This window comes from Kushneria pakistanensis, from assembly GCF_014652795.1.
Taxonomy (GTDB): Bacteria; Pseudomonadota; Gammaproteobacteria; order Pseudomonadales; family Halomonadaceae; genus Kushneria; species Kushneria pakistanensis.
Genome location: NZ_BMZM01000003.1, coordinates 129,715 through 150,304, shown reverse-complemented (window position 1 = coordinate 150,304; position 20,590 = coordinate 129,715). Strand labels below are relative to the sequence as shown.

At 61.5% G+C, this 20,590-nt stretch carries 19 protein-coding genes; 7 read left to right on the top strand and 12 right to left on the bottom strand.

Annotation, left to right across the window (positions count from 1 at the left end):
- Nucleotides 1-128 precede the first annotated feature (128 nt).
- From oppB to IE123_RS11130, 6 genes are all read left to right on the top strand, one after another.
- The gene (oppB, locus tag IE123_RS11155) at nt 129-1,055 is read left to right on the top strand and encodes an oligopeptide ABC transporter permease OppB (protein WP_189518217.1); all 927 of its coding nucleotides are present in this window, start codon (nt 129-131) and stop codon (nt 1,053-1,055) included.
- A 12-nt stretch (nt 1,056-1,067) separates the two neighbouring features.
- A complete protein-coding gene (locus IE123_RS11150) occupies nt 1,068-2,033 on the top strand; it encodes an ABC transporter permease (RefSeq protein WP_189518215.1) in 966 nt (321 codons plus the stop codon).
- Between the two features lie 10 nt (nt 2,034-2,043).
- Nucleotides 2,044-3,651: an ABC transporter ATP-binding protein gene (locus tag IE123_RS11145; protein ID WP_189518213.1), complete on the top strand. Its 1,608-nt coding sequence runs from the start codon at nt 2,044-2,046 to the stop codon at nt 3,649-3,651.
- A 311-nt stretch (nt 3,652-3,962) separates the two neighbouring features.
- Complete coding sequence (locus IE123_RS11140) at nt 3,963-4,439, top strand: MerR family transcriptional regulator (protein WP_189518210.1); 477 nt, start codon at nt 3,963-3,965, stop codon at nt 4,437-4,439.
- Entirely contained in the window at nt 4,432-7,212 is a 2,781-nt protein-coding gene (locus IE123_RS11135; RefSeq protein ID WP_189518208.1) for a heavy metal translocating P-type ATPase, read from the top strand. The genes IE123_RS11140 and IE123_RS11135 overlap by 8 nt, the downstream gene beginning before the upstream one ends.
- A gap of 143 nt (nt 7,213-7,355) precedes the next feature.
- The gene (locus tag IE123_RS11130) at nt 7,356-7,787 is read left to right on the top strand and encodes a VOC family protein (RefSeq protein WP_189518206.1); all 432 of its coding nucleotides are present in this window, start codon (nt 7,356-7,358) and stop codon (nt 7,785-7,787) included.
- Nucleotides 7,788-7,805: 18 nt separating this feature from the next.
- Here the strand turns inward: IE123_RS11130 and IE123_RS11125 are convergent, their stop codons facing one another.
- The 12 genes from IE123_RS11125 to ffh all read right to left on the bottom strand — a co-directional run bounded on the left by IE123_RS11125 (nt 7,806) and on the right by ffh (nt 19,483).
- A complete protein-coding gene (locus IE123_RS11125; protein ID WP_189518204.1) occupies nt 7,806-8,420 on the bottom strand; it encodes a YitT family protein in 615 nt (204 codons plus the stop codon).
- Nucleotides 8,421-8,538: 118 nt separating this feature from the next.
- Nucleotides 8,539-10,374: a single-stranded-DNA-specific exonuclease RecJ gene (locus IE123_RS11120; protein ID WP_189518202.1), complete on the bottom strand. Its 1,836-nt coding sequence runs from the start codon at nt 10,372-10,374 to the stop codon at nt 8,539-8,541.
- Between the two features lie 43 nt (nt 10,375-10,417).
- Nucleotides 10,418-11,038 carry a glutathione S-transferase family protein gene (locus tag IE123_RS11115; protein WP_189518200.1) on the bottom strand — a complete coding sequence of 207 codons (621 nt, stop codon included), beginning with the start codon at nt 11,036-11,038 and terminating at the stop codon, nt 10,418-10,420.
- Nucleotides 11,039-11,068: 30 nt separating this feature from the next.
- Complete coding sequence (gene thrC, locus IE123_RS11110; RefSeq protein WP_189518198.1) at nt 11,069-12,466, bottom strand: threonine synthase; 1,398 nt, start codon at nt 12,464-12,466, stop codon at nt 11,069-11,071.
- 16 nt (nt 12,467-12,482) lie between these two features.
- Complete coding sequence (locus tag IE123_RS11105) at nt 12,483-13,799, bottom strand: homoserine dehydrogenase (RefSeq protein ID WP_189518196.1); 1,317 nt, start codon at nt 13,797-13,799, stop codon at nt 12,483-12,485.
- 115 nt (nt 13,800-13,914) lie between these two features.
- On the bottom strand, nt 13,915-14,676 hold the full coding sequence (locus IE123_RS11100) for a DsbC family protein (RefSeq protein WP_189518194.1): 762 nt from the start codon (nt 14,674-14,676) through the stop codon (nt 13,915-13,917).
- An 8-nt stretch (nt 14,677-14,684) separates the two neighbouring features.
- Nucleotides 14,685-15,572: a site-specific tyrosine recombinase XerD gene (xerD, locus tag IE123_RS11095; protein WP_189518192.1), complete on the bottom strand. Its 888-nt coding sequence runs from the start codon at nt 15,570-15,572 to the stop codon at nt 14,685-14,687.
- Between the two features lie 154 nt (nt 15,573-15,726).
- Nucleotides 15,727-16,092 carry a 50S ribosomal protein L19 gene (rplS, locus tag IE123_RS11090; RefSeq protein ID WP_086900859.1) on the bottom strand — a complete coding sequence of 122 codons (366 nt, stop codon included), beginning with the start codon at nt 16,090-16,092 and terminating at the stop codon, nt 15,727-15,729.
- Between the two features lie 120 nt (nt 16,093-16,212).
- The gene (trmD, locus tag IE123_RS11085) at nt 16,213-17,004 is read right to left on the bottom strand and encodes a tRNA (guanosine(37)-N1)-methyltransferase TrmD (RefSeq protein WP_189518190.1); all 792 of its coding nucleotides are present in this window, start codon (nt 17,002-17,004) and stop codon (nt 16,213-16,215) included.
- A 33-nt stretch (nt 17,005-17,037) separates the two neighbouring features.
- Nucleotides 17,038-17,553, bottom strand: coding sequence for a ribosome maturation factor RimM (gene rimM, locus IE123_RS11080; RefSeq protein ID WP_189518189.1), 516 nt, complete (start codon nt 17,551-17,553; stop codon nt 17,038-17,040).
- 17 nt (nt 17,554-17,570) lie between these two features.
- Nucleotides 17,571-17,831: a 30S ribosomal protein S16 gene (gene rpsP, locus IE123_RS11075; RefSeq protein WP_189518186.1), complete on the bottom strand. Its 261-nt coding sequence runs from the start codon at nt 17,829-17,831 to the stop codon at nt 17,571-17,573.
- Between the two features lie 218 nt (nt 17,832-18,049).
- The gene (gene ffh / locus IE123_RS11070; protein ID WP_189518185.1) at nt 18,050-19,483 is read right to left on the bottom strand and encodes a signal recognition particle protein; all 1,434 of its coding nucleotides are present in this window, start codon (nt 19,481-19,483) and stop codon (nt 18,050-18,052) included.
- Nucleotides 19,484-19,769: 286 nt separating this feature from the next.
- Here ffh and IE123_RS11065 point away from each other — a divergent pair, with 286 nt between their 5' ends.
- Nucleotides 19,770-20,564 carry a cytochrome C assembly family protein gene (locus tag IE123_RS11065; RefSeq protein WP_189518182.1) on the top strand — a complete coding sequence of 265 codons (795 nt, stop codon included), beginning with the start codon at nt 19,770-19,772 and terminating at the stop codon, nt 20,562-20,564.
- The last annotated feature ends 26 nt before the right edge of the window (nt 20,565-20,590 follow it).

Below are 20,590 nucleotides of genomic sequence, written 5' to 3'. Positions count from 1 at the left end.
GCACGCTCATGAACATTCGCAGCTCCCCCGGAACGCGTGCTGACCTCATGAGCACCTGGCCGGTGCCGGGCCAGTCTCAAGGAGCACAACTTGTTTTATCGCCACCCCACATGCCGAGGTAGCACGCCGTGCTGAGCTATATCGCCAAACGCCTGGCCATGGCCATTCCCACGCTTTTGATCGTGATCACGGCCTCGTTTTTTCTGATGCGGGTGGCCCCCGGTGGGCCCTTTGACGGCGAGCGCCAGCTGCCGCCGGAGATCGAGGCCAACCTGATGGCGGCCTATCATCTGGATGAACCGCTGCCCATGCAGTATCTGCGCTATATGGGCAATCTGCTGCAGGGCGATTTCGGACCGTCGTTCAAATACAAGGACTTCTCGGTGACCGACCTGATCGCTCAGGGCTTTCCGGTCAGTCTGGAACTCGGCGGGTTGGCGATTGCGCTTGCCCTGCTTCTGGGCATTCCCATGGGGGTGATGGCCGCGCTCAAGCGCAACACGACGGTGGATTATCTGCTGATGGGCACGGCGCTGGGTGGCATTGCGGTGCCCAACTTCGTGATTGCCCCGCTGATGGCGCTCTTTTTCGGCGTCATGCTGGGCTGGCTGCCGGTGGGCGGCTGGAACGGCGGTGCCCTGCCCAACCTGGTGCTGCCGGTGGTGGCACTGGCCATTCAGCAGATTGCCTACATTGCCCGCATGATGCGCGCCTCGATGATCGAGGTGCTGGGCAGTCATTTTATCCGCACCGCACGTGCCAAGGGACTCAACGAACGCCAGGTGATCTGGCGCCACGCCCTGCGTCCAGCGATGCTGCCGGTGCTCTCCTATCTCGGCCCGGCCATTGCCGGGATCATTACCGGCTCGGTCGTCATCGAGCAGATCTTCGGTTTGCCGGGGATCGGGCGTTACTTCGTCCAGGGCGCGCTCAACCGCGACTATACGCTCGTGATGGGCACGGTGGTGTTCTACGGCATCCTGATCGTGCTGATGAACCTGATTGTCGATCTGCTCTATTCGCTGTTCGACCCGCAAATTCGCTATGACGACTGATCGGAGCACATCATGACCTCTTCCCACAGTGCTCATGACCCCCACGTCGCGTCCGGCACGACCCCGGGCGACAATGACCACCTCCAGGGCGGTGGCGGCCCCAACCCACCCGAGGCGCCGGTCGCCCGGCCCGGTGAGAGCCTGGCCCGCGAAGCCTGGCGCCGCCTGCGCCACAATCGCGCCGCCATGACGAGTCTCATCCTGCTGGTGCTGATGGCCGTCATCTGTATTGCCGGGCCCTGGCTGCTGCCCTGGGATCTGGCGGAGGTCGACTGGGAAAACTTCGGTACCGGCCCGACGCTTGCCAACCAGCATTGGCTGGGTACCGACGCCAACGGCCGTGATCTTCTGACCCGAACCCTCTACGGCGGGCGCGTGTCGCTGTCGGTGGCGCTGGTGGCCACGCTGGTCAGTCTGGTGATCGGCGTTTTGTACGGCGCCATTTCCGGCTACATCGGCGGGCGTACCGACAATCTGATGATGCGCTTTGTCGACATCATGTACTCCCTGCCCTTCATGTTTCTGGTCATCCTGTTGATGGTGGTCTTTGGCCGTAACATCTTTTTGATCTACGCCGCGATTGGTGCGGTGGAGTGGCTCGACATGGCGCGTATCGTGCGCGGCCAGACCCTTTCCCTGAAAAGACGCGAGTTCATCGAGGCCGCCCACGCCCTTGGCGTGCGGGATTCAAAAATCGTTACCCGCCATCTGATCCCCAACTCGATCGGTCCGGTCATCATCTACGTGACGCTGACGGTGCCCAAGGTCATCCTGCTGGAGAGCTTCCTGTCGTTTCTGGGTCTGGGCGTTCAGGAGCCGCTGACCAGCTGGGGCGTTCTGATCAGCGAAGGCACCTCCAACATGCAGGGTGCGCCCTGGATGCTGATCGTGCCCGCCGCGTTTCTGGCCGTGACGCTGTTTTGTCTCAACTTCCTGGGCGATGGGCTGCGTGATGCCCTCGACCCGCGCACCCGCTAAGGAGTCCGCCATGTCGACCCCCCTGCTCGAGATCGACAATCTCAAGGTGGACTTTGAACTGCCTACCGGTACCGTCTCCGCCGTCAAGGGCGTGAGCTTTAGTATCCGTCCGGGTGAAACCCTGGCACTGGTGGGCGAGTCCGGCTCCGGCAAGTCGGTCACCTCCACCGCCCTGATGCGTCTGCTGCCGGAAATGGCCAGAATCTCCGGCGCCATTCGACTCGATGGCGAGGATTTAACGCAGGTCAGCGCCGCGCGGATGCGCCGGCTACGCGGCAACGAGTTCTCGATGATCTTTCAGGAGCCGATGACCTCGCTCAATCCGCTGCACCGGATCGGACGCCAGATTGCCGAGGTGCTGCACCGCCACCGCGGCATGTCCGGCAGCCAGGCGCGAGCGCGGGTGCTGGAACTGTTGCATCAGGTGGGGATTCCCGAACCCGAGCGACGCATTTCAAGCTATCCGCATGAGCTCTCTGGCGGTCAGCGCCAGCGCGTGATGATTGCCATGGCACTGGCCTGCGAACCGCGTCTTCTGATTGCCGATGAGCCCACCACCGCGCTTGATGTCACGGTACAGGCCCAGATTCTTGATCTATTGCGCGACCTGCAAAAGCGCTACGGCATGGCGATCCTGTTCATCACCCACGACCTGTCGCTGGTGGGCCGCTTTGCCGAGCGGGTCTGTGTGATGCGCTACGGCGAGCTGGTTGAATCCGGTGAAACGGTTGAGGTCTTTAACCATCCACAGCACGACTATACCCGCATGCTGCTGGATGCCGAGCCGCGCGGCAGCAAGGCGGCCGTGGCAGAAGATGCCCCGGTGCTGCTCAGCGGCCAGGATGTTCGGGTGCGCTTTACCACCAAAAAGCGCCTGTTCGGCAAAAACGACTATTTTGAAGCGGTGCGCGGCATCAACCTGACTGTCCGGCGCGGTCAGACCGTGGGCATCGTGGGCGAGTCGGGGTCGGGCAAGTCAACGCTGGGACGGGCCCTGCTGCGCCTTCTGGAAAGCCAGGGGCAGCTGCGCTTTGAAGACACCGACATCAGCGGTTTCGACAAGTCGCACATGCGCCCCTTGCGCGCGCGCATGCAGGTCGTCTTTCAGGACCCTTTCGGCTCGCTGTCACCCCGCATGACCGTGGGTGAAATCATCAGCGAAGGGCTCAGGGTGCACTTTCCGGAACTCGATCGACGCGAGCGCGAGGCGCGGGTCATCGAATCACTCCAGGAAGTGGCGCTCGACCCAGCGATGCGCAAGCGCTACCCGCACGAGTTTTCCGGTGGCCAGCGTCAGCGCATTGCGATTGCGCGGGCACTGGTGCTCAAGCCTGATTTTCTGCTGCTCGATGAGCCCACCTCGGCGCTGGACCGCTCGGTACAGATGACGGTGATCGAGCTTCTGCGCCACCTGCAGCACAAATACAACCTCACCTATGTGTTCATCAGCCATGATCTCGCCGTCGTACGAGCGCTTTCCGATACCGTGCTGGTCATGAAGGAGGGTCAGGTGGTTGAGCAGGGCAGCGCTGAAAGCATCTTCCGGCAGCCGCGCGAGGCCTATACGAAGGCGCTGTTGAAGGCCGCCTTTTTGCGCGACATGGACAGCGTGGCCTGACGCCTTCAGGGCCAGTTGGACCGGCAGTGTTCAAGGGGAGATCCTTCAGGTCGTCAGACCGGGTTGGCGAGCACCACATAAAAAGAAGGCCACCCGGCCTGGCAATATTAATTTTTCCACATACACTCCAATGACGAATCGTTTCGTGATGTTCGCCATTCCTTGACGATCGGCTAACGATCCTTCTGCTCTGCAACGCCCGTTGCAGGGCTTTTTGCTTGTCTTCAATCGAGTCCGGGCGCTGCCTTGACCATGGGGCTACCCCAGGGTTTTATGCTATCAACATCGCACCGTATCGATTCGAGGATGTCATGAAAATTGGCGAGCTGGCCCGACAGGGCGACGTGACCCATGAAGCGATTCGTCACTATGTCCATCAGGGGCTGATTCATGCCGGCCGTGATCCGAACAACGGCTATCAATATTTTGACGAGGAAGCACTGCGCCGCGTGCGCTTCATTCAGCGTGCCCGAACGCTGGGGTTCAGCCTCCGCGAGATCGGTGACATCTTTGCCCATACCGATCACGGCGACTCTCCCTGCCCCATGGTGCGCGATCTCCTGAGTGCCCGGCTGCCACAGATCCGCGCGCAGATACAGGAGCTCGAGGCGCTGGCCGATCGCATGGAACATGCGCTTCAGGCCTGGTCCGACATGCCCGACGGCGCGCCGAATGGTCACACGCTGTGTCGGCTGATCGAGCACTGGAACGAGCCGAATGTCTCTTCTTCAACATCCTCGCCTGCAACGTCCCCTGCCGCCACTGCCACCGGGAGGATCAATGAGTAACGCAACCACCCGACATTTCACGCTTTCCGGTCTGCATTGCGGCGGCTGCGTCAAACGCACGCGTGCCGCGCTGGAAGCCCTCGATCCGCAAGCCCATATCGACATCGACGTGGCGCGTCTGGCCATCACCACCGGGAAAGCTCGCGATGAGGTGATCAAGACGGTGGAAAGCGCCGGCTTTCAGGCCATACCGGCTGAAGAGGCGTTTCATCATTATCAGCTGACCCTGGAAGGCCTGCACTGCGGCGGCTGCGTTAAACGCACGCGAGCTGCACTGGAAGACCTCGATAATGAGGCGCAGATCGAGCTGAATACCGAGCGTCTGTCGATCACGACCCGAAAGTCGCTGGACGAGGTGGTTGGCGCCGTCGAGGCCGCGGGCTATCGGGCAGCGCCAGCCGGAGAAGCACCGGAATCGACGCCGACGCCTGACGCAAGGACAGGGGCCGATACTGAAAATGCCGCCGCACAGGTTGAGGCCGACAGGCCGGCAACCCCGGACGCGCCGCGCGGAGAGGCCATCGAGCTGCAGCTGACCGGCATTACCTGTGCCGGCTGCGTGCGCACCATTCAAAACGCACTGGATCACGTTGACGGCGTCAATGACGCGCAGGTCAACTTTGCCACCCGCAGCGCTCGGGTGCGCGGCAGCGCTACTGCCGATGCGCTGATCGATGCGGTTGAACGGGCCGGCTACGGCGCCGAAGTGATCGAGAGCATCGAACAGGGCGAAGCCCGTCGCGGTGAGCTGGAGCAGCAGAGCTATCGCCGCAAGCGCCGTGATACCTGGCTGTCACTGGTGCCGGGTGTGGCGCTGATGGTCTCCATGTTTTTCCACCACCCTGTGCTGGCAGGCGGCGAGCGCTGGGTGTGGGTCGCCATCGCGCTGGGCGTGCTGGGCATCATGATGGTGGCCGGGCGCGGCTTTTATGATGCCGCGCTCAAGGCCGTACGCCATCGTATCGCTAATATGGATCTGCTGATCGCCATCGGCACCGCCACGGCCTGGCTCTACTCCATGGCTATCGCGCTGTTCCCCACTGCCGTCCCGGAGGCGGCCCGGGCGCTCTATCTCGAGGCGCCATTGATGATCATCGGGCTGGTGAGTCTCGGCCAGGCGATCGAGACGCGCTCGCGCGGACGCACCTCAAAGGCGCTGTCGCAGCTGGTGTCGCTGCGCGCCAGTACCGCCCGCGTGATTCGCAATGATCAGGACATTGATGTGCCCATCGATGAGGTGGTTCAGGGTGATCTGTTACGCCTGCGACCCGGCGAGCGAGTGCCGGTGGATGGTGAAGTGGTCGAGGGGCGCAGCCATATCGATGAATCGATGCTGACCGGTGAGCCCCGGCCGGTGGCGCGTGAGGCCGGCGACAGCGTCTCGGCCGGCACGCTCAACACCAAAGGCACGCTGACCCTGCGCGCGACCCGAGTGGGCGGCGATACCCGTCTGTCCCGCATCATCGAGCAGGTGCGTCAGGCGCAGGGCTCGCGCCCGCCGATCAGCCGCCTGGCCGACCGGGTCGCCAGTATCTTTGTGCCGGCGGTCATGATCGCCGCCGTCGTCACGGCGCTGATCTGGTTCAACGTTGGTCCCGAGCCGCGCGTGACCCATATGTTGATCACTGCCACCTCGGTACTGATCATCGCCTGCCCCTGCGCCCTGGGGCTGGCCACGCCCATTTCGACCATGATCGGCGTGGGCCGTGCCGCCAGCGCCGGCATCCTGATTCGCCACGGCGAGTCGCTGCAGCGCATCGGCGAGCTGACCGCACTGGTGGTCGACAAGACCGGTACCCTGACCGAGGGCAGACCTCGCGTGACCGACGCCCATTGGCCGGCGGCATGCGATCATCACGCCCTGGCGCTGCTGGCCGGTCTCGAGCGCGGCTCGGAGCACCCGCTGGCCGGTGCCGTGCTGGACTACTGCCGCGAGCAGCAGTCGGATGCGGTCGATGTCACGCAGTTTGAAGCGCTCTCCGGCCGTGGCGTCACCGCCACCGGCCCAAACGGCGAGCGTCTGGCGCTGGGCAATGCGGCGCTGATGGGCGAGCACGGCGTGGTACTTGATGACGTTCGCGATACCGTCACTGACTGGGAAAATCAGGCCCGCAGCGTGCTGCATTTCGCCATCGATGATCATTTGGTCGCGCTTCTGGCCGTGCAGGACCCGCTGCGCGAGGACGCGTTCGAGGCGGTCAAGCGGCTACACGCACGCGGTCTGCGTGTGGTGATGCTGACCGGCGATTCCGAGCCCACGGCGCGGGCCATTGCCGCGCAGGCCGGTATCGATGAGGTCCACGCCAATCTTCTTCCCGAGGACAAGCAGGCCCATATCGAGCGCCTGCGCCGCGAGGGATACGTGGTGGGCATGGCCGGTGATGGCATCAACGACGCCCCGGCGCTGGCCGCCGCGGATGTGGGCTTTGCCATGGGTGCCGGCAGCGATGTGGCGATCGAATCGGCGGGTGCAGCACTCATGCGTGACTCGCTGCACGGCATCAGCGACGCCATCGACCTGAGTCGCGCCACGATCGGCAATATCAAACAGAACCTGTGGGGGGCCTTTGCCTACAACACCCTGGGCATCCCGATTGCTGCGGGCGTCCTGTACCCAGTGACCGGCACGCTGCTCTCGCCCATGGTGGCGGCCCTGGCGATGGCGGCCTCCTCGGTCACCGTGGTCAGCAACGCCAATCGGCTGCGCCACTTTACGCCGGAACGGCACACGCACCGCGAAAGCTCAACGCCAGACACGGAGGCAGCCGCATGACGTTTTTGATCAATGCCCTGGGCATCGTACTGATCGCCCTGATCGCCTGGTGGTTTCTGGGCGGTCGCAAGGACACATGACACCCTGGCCCTGCTGGCCCACACTGACGCTTCAGCTCAGCACATCAAGGGGAGTGTTTAACCATGTCAGACAGGCCCGCACCCGCCATTCACGGCGTGATCGAAACCGTGCTTTATACTGCCGACATGGCAAGGGCGCGGCGCTTTTTTGAAACGGTACTGGGTCTGACGCCTCATCTTGCCGATGAGCGTTTTACCGCCTATCCCACCGGGTACTCGATGCTGCTGATCTTTCAGCAGGGACAGACTGATGACACCGTACAGCTGCCCGATGGCATGGGCACCATTCCGCCCCATGACGGCGGTGGCCGCCAGCATATCGCGCTGGCCATCGATCATGAGGCCCTTGCGGCCTGGGAGGCTCGCCTTGATGAGCACGGCATCGTCATTGAAGGACGCACGCACTGGCCGCCGGACGGCGAAAGCCTCTACTTTCGCGACCCGGATGGCCATTTGCTGGAGCTGGTCACGCCGGGGCTCTGGCCCAACTACTGAGCCGGCGTGTCTCGAAGGCTAGTTGCTGCTGGTGCCGGTATAGCGCCCGGGGCGGTGGTTGAGGGTCAGAATCACGCCGAGCACGGCAGCCCCCAGAATGGAATAGGCCACGTTGGCCGGGGGCAGCACGAAAAAGGCCATGATCATGACCAGGCCGTCCAGGGTCAGCTGTACCTTGCCGGCGCTCCAGCCGCGACGGTCCTGCAGATAGAGAGCCAGAATGTTGAAACCACCCAGACTGCCGCGATGGCGAAAGAGCGCCAGCGCGCCCAGCCCGATCAGACTGCCGCCCATGAGCGCGGCGAACAGCGGCGATACCTCACCGATATCGATCCAGCGCGGCATCTGCCAGCTGATCAGCGATAGCAGCCCAATGGCGGCAAATGTCTTGAACGCAAACTGATGGCCGACACGCTGCCAGGCGAGCCAGTAAAACGGCAGATTCACGACGAAAAAAACCGGGCCAAAGCTCCAGCCGGTGACGTAGGTAATCAGAAGCGCAATGCCGGCCGTGCTGCCAATCAGAATCTGGGCATGTTCATAAAGCCCGATCCCCAGGGCCGCGCAGGCCGAGCCCAGCATGATGGCCATGACATCTTCATGCAGACGATGCCGGGTCGCTGATACATTCATCGATAATATCCTTCTTGTTGTGTGACCGCCGGATAGGCAGTGCGTTTGTCGCGGCGCTTGTGGCGCCTGAAGGTATTATCGATAGCCCTGCGGCAGGCGTCGAGTGGCAGTCCCACGCCTACACTGTGGTCTGCTCGGCGTGCTCGATCATCAGCTGCAGGCTTTCCCGGCCGCGGTAGCGGTTGCGTGACAGGCGAAAGGCACAGCGTATCTCCTCCCCTGCTGCCACCGGCATGTTCTCGCCTGGCATAACGGCACGAAACCAGATGGCGCGGACCATCTGGCTACCGGCGTCCAGTGTCATCATCAGATGATTGCCTTCGCTGCCCACCAGACGCGCCTGATCCACCACAAAGCATCCTTCAAACAGCGGGGCCTCGAACTCGCGGCCGTAGGGTGCCAGCGCCTCGAGTTCATCGAGTATCGACAGTTCAAGCTGGTCACCGCGCAGTGTCCCGTCACTGAGAATCAGCGGATAGAGTTCTCGACTGCCCAGCTGTTCATCGATGGCCGTAGTCAGCGCCTGCCTGAACGCTGACAGCTGATCAATGGGCACGCCCACGCCTGCTGCGCCACTGTGACCCCCAAAGCGTGGCAGCGCGTCGGGCGCAAGTTCAAAGGCGCGCTGCAGGGCATCACGCAGATGCACACCCTCTACCGAACGTCCGGAGCCGGTCAGCATGGCAGGATCAGGCGACTGCGTGAGGATGACCGCCGGGCGACCAAAGGCCTGCACCAGCCGCGAGGCCACGATGCCCTGCACGCCGGGATGACCCTCGGGCAGGTGAACCACCAGCACGCGAGCGCCGGCTTCCAGCTGCTGATGAGCCATGGCGCGCGCCTGTTCGGCCATGTCCGCTTCAATGGCCTTGCGTGACTGGTTGTCATCATCGAGCACGCCCAGATAGCGACGCGCGCTGGCGTCATTCTCGGCCAGCATGAAATGCAGCGCCGCGTAGGGGTCATCAAGACGGGAACGGGCATTGATGCGCGGGCCCATCTGAAAGGCGAGTGTCTCGGCATCAAAGGGGGTGCTGTCCGGCCCCAGTCGCTCGGCCATCATCCGCCAGCAGGGGGCATCCATGCGATTGATCAACCTGAGCCCGAGCGTGACCACGGCGCGATTGATGGCACTGTCACCCAGCGACACACAGTCGGCGACCGTACCCAGCGCCACATAGGAAAGCCAGGGGGACAGCTTGGGGGTGTCGGCATCCAGCCGGCCGGCCTCGATCAGGTGCGACCGGGTCAGCGACATCAGAAGCCAGCACACCATGCAGCCGGCGATGGTGGCATCCGGGTAGTCACAGTCCGCGCGCGACGGATTGATCACGGCAAAGGCAGATGACGGCGGCCCTTCAACGGGCAGGGCATGGTGATCGGTGACCACCACATCAATGCCGGCCTCTTTCAGACGCGCCAGGCGCGGCTCATCACTGGAGCCGCAGTCGGCACTGATGATCAGGGACGGCCGTGGTGCCAGCGCCAGCGTCTTGTCCACCAGCGCGCTGCTGATGCCATAGCCGTCATTGATGCGATGGCCGATCAGGCTGTGAAGATGATCACGCGGCACGCCAAACAGCTCGTTGAGCGTTCGCAGGATCACCACGTGCGAGGTAATGCCATCGACGTCATAGTCGGTGATGATGCCGATGTGCTCGCCATCGATGACGGCGCGGGCAATACGCTCTGCCCCGCGGGTCGCATCACACAGCTTTTCGGGGTGCTCGATATAGCGCAGCGCCGGCGCGATCAGAGCCGACATTGGCGCGCGCGGATCCTTCAGACGCCCGGCCAGAATTCGCGCCTGCAGCTCGGTCAGGCCGGCATCAAGTGCCTCCTGATAAAGACCTTCATGACAGGGACGCTGAATGATTCTTTTATTCAGTAACGTCTTCAAGGGGTCGCTTGCGCTCACCACAATGCTCCAGATGCTGAAAGGCTGCACCGGCATTCATCATGCCAGTGCAGCCTGTTTGGCGGTTCGGTCGGCAGGGTCAGGTCAGTGGTGTCATGACCTGCCGCTGGAAGGGCGCACGCTCGGTCAAATGCTGATACCAGCGCTCCAGATGCTTGAGTTCCGGCCGCTCAATGGGCATCTCAAACCAGGCATAGGCCATGCATCCCAGCGGCATATCGCCCATACCCAGTGTCTGACCCGACAGCCAGGGCTGGCCGGCCAGCACAGCATCGACACGGGCAAGCAGCGTTGCGCATTCGGCAATACCTCGATCCCGGAGGTCGGTATCACGCTGCTCGGGCGGCAGACGAACGGCATTCAAAAAGACATCTTTGAACGGCGCTGTCAGCGTTGATGTAGCCCAGTCCATCCATTTGTCAGCTTCAGCACGCCGAGCAGGATCATGCAGGGCCATCGGCTCGTCGCCGTACTGCGCCATCAGATAGCGCACGATGGCGTTGGATTCCCACAGCACCAGATCACCATCCTGCAAACAGGGAATCAGGCCGTTGGGGTTGAGCGCGCGATAGTTGGGTTCGTTCACGACACCGAACTCACCGCCGGCATCAATGCGCTCGACGGCAAGGCCAAGCTCATCGGCACACCAGAGCACCTTTTTGACGTTGGTCGAGTTGGCTCGGCCCCATACCTTCAACATGTCGGCTCCTTCGAAACGCTCACCTGCTGCTCAGCTGCTGGCCACCCGATGTTCGGCCACAAAGCGCTGAACCTCCTGCGCGCTGGCAGGCAGTACGTCGTAGCGCTCTTCACGCGAGAGCAGATCGGCCATGGCCTCCGGCAGCAGTGCACCTTCGAAACCGGCCTTGACCACGGCCTCCTCGAACTTGGCCGGATGGGCCGTGGCCAGCGTAATCATGGGCGTCGTGTCATCATTTCGCGCCACTTCAGCGGCGCGGTAGCCGGTCGCGGTATGCGGGTCGAGCAGCTCGCCGGTCCGGCCGAAGGCTTCACGAATGACATCGATAATGGCGGCGTCATCCACGCGGTGACTGCCGAATTTTTCGCGCAGTCTTGCCAGCGGCGCATCGGCCAGCGTGGCCGGCTCCTGCTGGAAGCGCTCCAGCAGTGCCCGCACCTGCTCACCATCGCGGTCATAGGCATCAAAGAGCAGACGCTCGAAGTTGGATGACACCACGATATCCATGGAAGGTGCGAGCGTGGCGGCCAGTTCGCGTTTGGAGAAGTCGTTATCGGCCAGCGTGCGGTGCAGGATGTCGTTGGCGTTGGTGGCAATCACGAACTGCTTGACCGGCAGGCCCATGCGACTGGCAGTGTAGCCGGCAAAGAGGTTGCCGAAATTGGCTGAAGGTACCGTGAAGCTCACCTCGCGATGCGGGGCACCCAGCGCCACGCCCGAGGCAAAGTAATAGACGATCTGCGCCATGATGCGCGCCCAGTTGATCGAGTTGACCGCGATCAGTCGGGTGCCTTCAAGGAAATTCTGATCGGCAAAGCTGGCCTTCACGATCGCCTGGGCATCGTCAAAGTTACCCTCGATGGCGATGTTGTGAACGTTGTCGGCCAGCACCGTGGTCATCTGGCGACGCTGCACCTCGGAGACGCGCTTATAAGGGTGCAGGATGAAGATATCAAGGTTGTCGCAGTGGCGGCAGCCTTCGATGGCGGCAGAACCGGTATCACCCGAGGTCGCCCCCATGATGACCCCTTTTTCGCCGCGTTTTTTGAGAAAGTGATCCAGCAGGCGTCCCAGCAGCTGCAGCGCCACATCCTTGAAGGCCAGCGTCGGCCCGTGAAAGAGCTCCATCAGCCAGTGGTTGTGGGAAAGCTGCTTGAGTGGCACCACGGCGTCATGCTTGAAGGTGGCGTAGCTGTCATCGATGATCCCGCGCAGGGTGTCATCATCAATCTCGCCGCCCACAAAGGGCTTCATGACCCGAAAGGCGATCTCGGTATAGGGCTGGCCGGCCATGGCCGCAATCTCTTCCCGAGAAAACTGCGGCAGCTGTTCCGGCACATAAAGCCCGCCGTCGGGCGCCAGCCCGGTCAGCACCGCTTCTTCAAAATTCAGCGCAGGCGAATTCCCGCGCGTGCTGATGTAACGCATGGCTGTGCGCTCCTGCTCAGGCGTTTTCGTCGAGGTGTTCAATACGAATGCGGGTTACCGGCCCGGCGATATCGGCCAGCGCTTCAAGCTGTCGGATCGCTTCATTCATGTTGGCTTCACGAGTGCGATGGGTGGTGATGATGATCGGCACCAGCTCGCCTTCGGTGGCTTCCTTCTGGATCAGGGCTTCGATGCTCACGCCCTGCTCGGCCAGAATGGTGGCCACGCGTGCCAGAACACCCGGACGATCCACCGCTAGCAAACGCAGATAGTAGGCCGTGACGATGTTCTCCATCGGCAGGATCGGCAGGCTTTCACCGCCCTCCACGATACCGCTGAAGGCCAGATAGGGCGTGCGGTAGGCATGGTGGGTGGCCATGTCACGCGCCACATCCAGAAGATCGGCCACGACCGCAGAGGCGGTCGGCTCGGCACCGGCGCCGGCACCGTAGTAAAGCGTTGGGCCCACGGCGTCGCCCATGACCTCGATGGCATTCTTGACGCCGTGCACGTTGGCCAGCAGGCGCCCTTTTGGAATGAGCGCCGGATGTACACGCAGCTCAAGGCCCTCTTCGGTACGTTTTGAAACGCCAAGATGCTTGATGATGTAACCCAGGGCGTCGGCCTGTTTCACGTCATCAAAGGTGATGCGCGAGATGCCCTCGGTATAGGCACGCTCGAACTGCAGCGGTACGCCATAGGCAATCGAGGCCAGAATGGTCAGCTTGTGGGCCGCATCGATGCCCTCGACATCAAAGGTCGGATCGGCTTCGGCGTAGCCCAGCGCCTGGGCCTCGGCCAGCACATCCTCGAAGGCCCGGCCCTCGTCACGCATATGCGTGAGGATATAGTTGCCGGTCCCGTTGATGATACCGGCCAGCCACTGAATGCGGTTGGCACCAAGACCTTCGCGCAGGGACTTGATCACCGGAATGCCACCGGCCACGGCAGCCTCAAAGGCGACAATCACGCCCTGTTCGGCTGCGGCGCGAAAGATCTCGTTGCCGTGAACGGCAATCAGGGCCTTGTTGGCCGTGACCACGTGCTTGCCGTGTCGAATGGCTTCCAGCACCAGCTCACGGGCGACATCGTAACCACCGATCAGCTCGACCACCACATCGATATCGGGATTTCGGGCCACCTCGAACACGTCGCGAGTGACGTTGACACCGGTCAGGTCCACCTGTGGATTGTCGCGCCGCGCGCCGATCTGTTCCACCACGATGGCGCGTCCGGCACGCCGTTCAATATCCAGTGCATTGCGCACCAGTACGTTGAACGTGCCGCTACCCACGGTCCCCAGTCCACAAATGCCTACCTTTACCGGTTCCACCGTCTTGCCCCCTGGTCTGCTGATATCAACGCTGCATGACTCTCTTTCCCGGGCCTTCAGGCACCGGAGGAAATGCAGTGTAACGCTCCGGGCGCCTTCAATGAACGTCTGTTGATCAATTATCCAGACCCAGCATGCTTGTCAGGCGATCGACCGGTACATAGCCCGGGATCATGCGGCCGTCAGGCAGGATCAGCGCGGGCGTTCCCTGGATGGCCATCTGCTTGCCCAGCGCAAACTGCTTCTCGATGGGCGTCTCACAGCTGGCTGTCCCCTTGAGCTTCTTGCCCTTCTTGGCGGCAGTCATCGCTTCGCTGCGGTTGTCGCTGCACCAGACCCGGCTGAGCTCACGCGCACCCTCGCCTTCCATGCCGGCACGCGGGAAGGCCAGATAGCGTACCTCTATGCCGCGCTTGTTGAGCTCGGGCACTTCTTCATGAAACTTGCGGCAGTAGGGGCAGGTAGTATCGGTAAAGACGTTGACCACGGCCTTGACCTCACCGGCAGGACGAAAGACGACCGTCTCCTCATCGGGAACCTGCTTGAGCAGTTCGACGCGATGCTGCTGCTGTTTCTGCTCGGTCAGATTGACCATATTGCCGTCATCATTGTGATAAAGATCACCAACCAGCAGATATTTGCCTTCACCGTCGCTGTAAAGGGTCTGTCCGCTTTCCAGTTGCACTTCATAAATACCGGGCAGAGGAGATTTCTCCACTGCACGCACCGGCATCGACTGGCCATTGACGACCAGACGGCTGGCCAGATCAGCGGGCACATCGTCCTGGGCGGCGCAGGCAGCGCTCGTCAGCATGGCACCGGACAACACCGCACCGGTCAACAGTGCGCGCAAGGATGAGGACAACGACATGGACATAAACAAATTCAGCCCCGTGGATGATGTTTGGCATGAATGGCTTCAAGGCGTGCCTGAGCCACTCGGGTGTAAATCTGTGTGGTAGAGAGGTCTCGATGGCCGAGAAGTTCCTGCAGCACGCGCAGATTGGCACCGTGATTGAGCAGGTGCGTGGCAAAGGCGTGGCGCAGGGTATGCGGTGACAGGGGCGCGTCGATACCGGCCCGTGTGGCGTGATGCTTGATACGATACCAGAAGGTCTGACGCATCATGAAACCATCGCCACGGCCCGGGAAAAGCGGTGCCCGCGTAATATCGTTCATCAGATCCCCCCGCGCCTCGCGCAGATAGCGCTCCAGCCATTCGATGGCAGGCTCGCCCATTGGTACCAGTCGCTCGGCATCACCCTTGCCCAGCACCCGCACCACGCCCTGGCGCAGGTTGATGCTGTCCACCCGTAGCCCTACCAGCTCCGATACGCGCAGGCCGCAGCTGTAGAGCACTTCGAGCATGGCGCGATCACGCAGGCCCAGCGACGTGGTCACATCCGGGGCTCCAAGCAGGCGCTCTACCTCTTCTTCTTCAAGCGTTCCCGGCAATCCGGCACGTGCGCGGGGGGCTACGATATCAGCCAGCGGATCACGCTCGATCTGACCGGTGACCAACGCCCAGCGGTAAAAGCGGCGCAGGCTGGAGGTCAGGCGAGCATCGGAACGCGCCTGGTAGCCATTATCACGCCGTTCTTCGATGAGCATTTGATAGGTCTGGCTATCCGGCGCCAGCAGGCTCATGTCGTGTTGCGACAGATGACGCTGCCAGTGCATCAGGTCACGACGATAGGCATCCAGCGTATGCACACTGGCACCTCGCTCAAGCCATAGCGCATCAAGAAAGGCATCAATCAGCTTGCTGGACATGACAGGCTCTCATGGAAACACGATGCTTAGCGACGTTCGGCACCGGCATGATCACCTTAAACGCCGGTCCCGAACAGACAAAAACCCCGCCCATGATGCATGGTGCGGGGTCTTGAGGAAACTGCCCGACGATCTCGGGCAGTACCGGAAAGGCTCAGGACTTCTTGGCGAGCTTTTCCTTGATACGTGCAGACTTGCCGCTGCGATCGCGCAGGTAGTAAAGCTTGGCCTGACGAACGTCACCACGACGACGCACTTCGATGCTGTCAACCTGACGGCTGTAGGTCTGGAAAGTACGCTCCACGCCAACACCGTGGGAGATCTTGCGCACGGTGAAAGCAGAGTTCAGGCCGCGATTACGCTTGCCGATGACAACGCCTTCAAACGCCTGCAGACGCTCACGGGTGCCTTCCACGACCTTGACCTGTACCACGACAGTGTCGCCGGGGCCGAAATTCGGGATTTCCCTGTCCAGCTGCTCGTTTTCAAGCGCCTGGATGATCAGGTTCTTGCTGCTCATGGCATTTCTCCAATGTGACTGGACCCGGTGGCAGTGTCTGCAACACCGGCGTCCTTGATCCCGGCGACATGCGCGGGGTCGATTCGTGGGTGACGCGGTATCGTTCAAGGCCTCAGCCCTTCAATCCCGCACCGCCGCATCGACATGTGCCGATGCGTGTTCGTCGATGAACTCATCCAGCAGCTGACGCTGCTCACGATCAAGTGTCATCTCCTGCAAAAGTTCCGGGCGACGTTGCCAGGTCCGCCCCAGAGACTGCTTGAGCCGCCATCGGCGAATTTCGCCATGGTGGCCACCCAGCAGCACTTCCGGAACACGTCGTCCATCCACCTCTTCCGGACGCGTATAATGAGGGCAATCCAGCAGGCCATCACTGAAGGAATCCTCTTCAGCAGAGGCCTGATGCCCCAGCACCCCCGGCACCAGTCGCGCCATGGCATCGCATAACACCATGGCCGGCAGCTCACCGCCGCTGAGCACGTAGTCACCGATGGACCACTCTTCATCGATATCCAGATCGATGACGCGCTCATCAATGCCTTCGTACCGCCCGGCTACCAGCACCAGCCTTTTACTCGAGGCCAGCTGCCTGACGCCTTCCTGATCCAGCTTTCGCCCCTGGGGGGAAAGATAGATCACCCGGACCGGCTCACTGTCATCGCCTTCGGCCTGCTGCTCACCGTGCTGTCTTGCCTGCGCAATGGCGCTACGCAGGGTATCAACCTTCATCAGCATCCCGGGGCCGCCCCCATAAGGGCGATCATCCACACTGCGATGACGATCACTGGCGTAGTCACGCGGATTCCAGCAATCGATGCGCATCAGACCGCGCTCGACGGCGCGACCGGTAACACCATAGCGTGTTACGGCATCAAACATTTCCGGAAACAGCGATACCACTCCAATCCACACGGCCCATTACTCGCCTGACAGGGAGAACATCAATCAGAAATCGGGATCCCAGCTGACGGTCATGGTGCCGCCCTCAAGGTCAACCCGTACAATGACATCATCCGGCAGAAATGGAATCAGGCGCTCGCGATCTTCACCGCGAACCACCAGAACGTCGTTGGCACCGGTCTCGAAGAGATATGCAACACGTCCCAGCTCGACACCGTCGACCGTATGAACGCTGAGCCCTTCCAGCTGATACCAGTAGTACTCATCGTCTGCCAGCGCCGGCAGCTCATCGGCTCGAAGCCAGATGGTAGCCCCGGCCATGCGCTCGGCGGCTTCCCGCGAATCAACGCCGTCAAGGCGAACCACCAATCCCTTGCCGTGACGCTGACCGTTGAGCAGGGTCATGGGCGTACGCTGTCCGTCATGCTCGACCAGCCATGTATCGTACGCGAGGATACCCTCCATGGGGCTGGTCCACGAATACACGCGAAGCCACCCTTTAACGCCATAGGGGCTGGTCAGCTTTCCCATGACGACGTATTGCTCAGGTGACTGCGTCATACCGATTCCAGAACGTATCAGGCGGAAGCGGCTTGCTGCTTGCGCGCAAAACGCACCAGCTCGGCGACACGGTCAGAAAGCTGCGCGCCCTGGGCCTGCCAGTGCTCGATGCGCTCGAGATCAATACGCAGGCGTTCCTGCTGACCACGTGCGATCGGGTTGAAAAAGCCCACCTGCTCCAGATAGCGGCCGTCACGCTGAACGCGCGAATCGGTCACATGCAGGTGATAAAAGGGACGCTTCTTGGCGCCACCACGTGCCAGACGAATGGTAACCATTTAAAGTCCTTCAGTTGGAATAACGTCGCACCAACAGCACGACGAGGCCATAAACATGTTGCGCGCATCGTCCTGATCACCAGTGAGCCCGGAAAAACCGTTCCGGAAAACACCATGCACAGGCGCGCCGCTTCTCGAAGACGCGGTATTCTACGGGAAATTTCAAGGCTTGGGAACTGCATAAATGCAGTTCCCCTGCAAGCGAAATCGAGCCGTCCTTAACGGCGCGGGAAACCGCCCGGACCGCCCATGCCACCGGGGCCGCCCATGCCTCCTCCCATACCACCGGGACCGCCCATACCGCCCCCGCCGCCCATCATGGAGCTCATGCCGCGCATCATTTTCTGCATGCCGCCCTTCTTGCCCATCTTTTTCATCATCTTCTGCATCTGCTTGTGCTGCTTGAGAAGACGATTAAGGTCAGGCACCTGGGTACCGGAGCCGGCACAGATACGGCGCTTGCGTGAGCCATTGATGAGATCGGGCTTGCGGCGTTCCTTCGGGGTCATGGAATTGATCATGGCCTCGAGCTTGCCGAACTCCTTTTCGCTGGCCTGCCCCTGGGCAAGCTCAGCCATCTGCCCCATGCCGGGCAGCTTTTCGAGCAGGCTGCCCATGCCGCCCATGTTCTTGAGCTGCTGGAGCTGGTCACGAAAATCCTCAAGATCGAAGCTTTCGCCCTTCTTGATCTTTTTGGAGAGTTGATCAGCCTTGTCACGATCAACCTTGCGCTCGGCCTCCTCGATCAGGCTGAGCACATCGCCCATGCCAAGGATGCGCGAGGCCACACGGTCCGGGTAGAAGGGCTCAAGAGCATCGGTCTTTTCCCCCATGCCCATGAACTTGATCGGCTTGCCGGTAATGTGACGTACCGACAATGCTGCGCCGCCGCGGGAATCACCGTCCGCCTTGGTCAGGATCACACCCGTCAGCGGCAATGCCTCATGAAAGGCGCGCGCCGTATTGGCGGCGTCCTGGCCTGTCATGGCATCGACAACAAAAAGCGTTTCCTGCGGCGAAATGGCGCGATGAAGATCACGGATCTCGCCCATCATGGTCTCATCGACATGCAGACGACCGGCCGTATCCACCAGTACCACGTCGAAGAACTGGATGCGCGCGTGGCGAATGGCGGCCTCGGCAATCGCTACCGGCTGCTGCTCGCTGGTCGAAGGAAAGAATTCGACGCCGACTTCTTCGGCCAGTGTTTCAAGCTGATCGATGGCGGCCGGACGATAAACGTCGGCCGAGACCACTAGCACCTTCTTCTTTTCACGCTCGCGCAGAAAGCGAGCCAGCTTGGCCACGGAGGTGGTCTTGCCCGCCCCCTGCAGACCGGCCATCAAAATGATGGAGGGCGTCTGCTTGAGCTCAAGGGGCACATTGCCCTCGCCCATGGTGGCTTCCAGCTCCTGCTGGACGATCTTGACGAACTGCTGGCCGGGCGAGAGACTTTTGGACACCTCCTGACCCACGGCGCGCACACGTACGCGCTCGACAAAGTCCTTGACCACCGCCAGCGAGACGTCGGCTTCAAGCAGCGCACGACGCACCTCGCGCAGGGTGTCCTTGATGTTCTCCTCGGTCAGTCGTGCCTGTCCGGTCACGGATCTGAGCGTATGGGAGAGACGATCTGTCAGGTTATCAAACATGAGCTTCTCCGATGGTGCAGCGGCGGCGGCAGAAACGTGAGGGGCGCCCATGCCGAGACCGGAAAATGTTGGCGCGCATTATAACGGTTCAGGGTGCTGGCATGCACCAGCCTGGCAAGGATTCGTGCCCAACCGGATCATGACACGACAGTAACGCAGGATAAGTGCCTTCCCACGGCGCCCGGTTTCGATTGATGATGGCTCCCGGTATAGTAGTCAGACCCTGTGATCTGCATCACCACTCGCATTCCCGGTTCGCGATTTCCATACGGATTGTCACATAACGATGCTCACGCTTTTTTCTGCCCTTGTGGCAGTCGTGTTTTACTGTACCGCAGCCTGTCGTCAGATGTTGTCCCTGACCCGGCGCCTGCCCATGCGCCAGGGGCTTGTCAGCGCCGCCGGCGGTCTGGCGGTAGTGGGCCATGGCATTGTGGTCTACACCACCCTGCGCGCGCATCAAGGGCTTCATCTGGGCATCTTTGAAACCGTCTCACTGGTATTTTTCCTGATTACCACCCTGCTCTTGCTTGCCAGCATCAAAAAACCGGTCATGCCAGCAGCAGTAGGTCTTTATCCTCTGGCTGCCCTGAGCGTGCTCGGCGCCGTCGGCTTTCCGGAATCCAGCATCGAATATGGCTTCACGCCCGGCATGCTGGTGCATATTGCCACCTCGGTACTGGCCTATGCCCTTTTGATCATGGCCGCCGGTCAGGCGGTACTGCTGGCCGTGCAGACCCACGCACTCAAGCACAACCACCTTCGTGGCATCATCCAGGTCCTGCCGCCGCTGACGACCATGGAACGGCTGATGTTCGAGCTGATCATCTATGGCATGGCCTTTCTGACGGCGTCGATCATTAGCGGCTTTTTGTTTATCAATGATCTTTTTGCCCAGCATCTGGCACACAAGACCGTGCTGTCACTGCTGGCGTGGGTACTTTTTTCCATTCTTCTCTGGGGCCGTTACCAGCGCGGCTGGCGAGGCTCATGGGCCATTCGGTGGACGCTTGGCGCCGTCATCGTGTTGATAGTGGCCTACTTCGGCACCAGGCTGATCATACAGCTACTGCATGGCTGACGAGGTCGCCCGGGCGGCAGGCCATG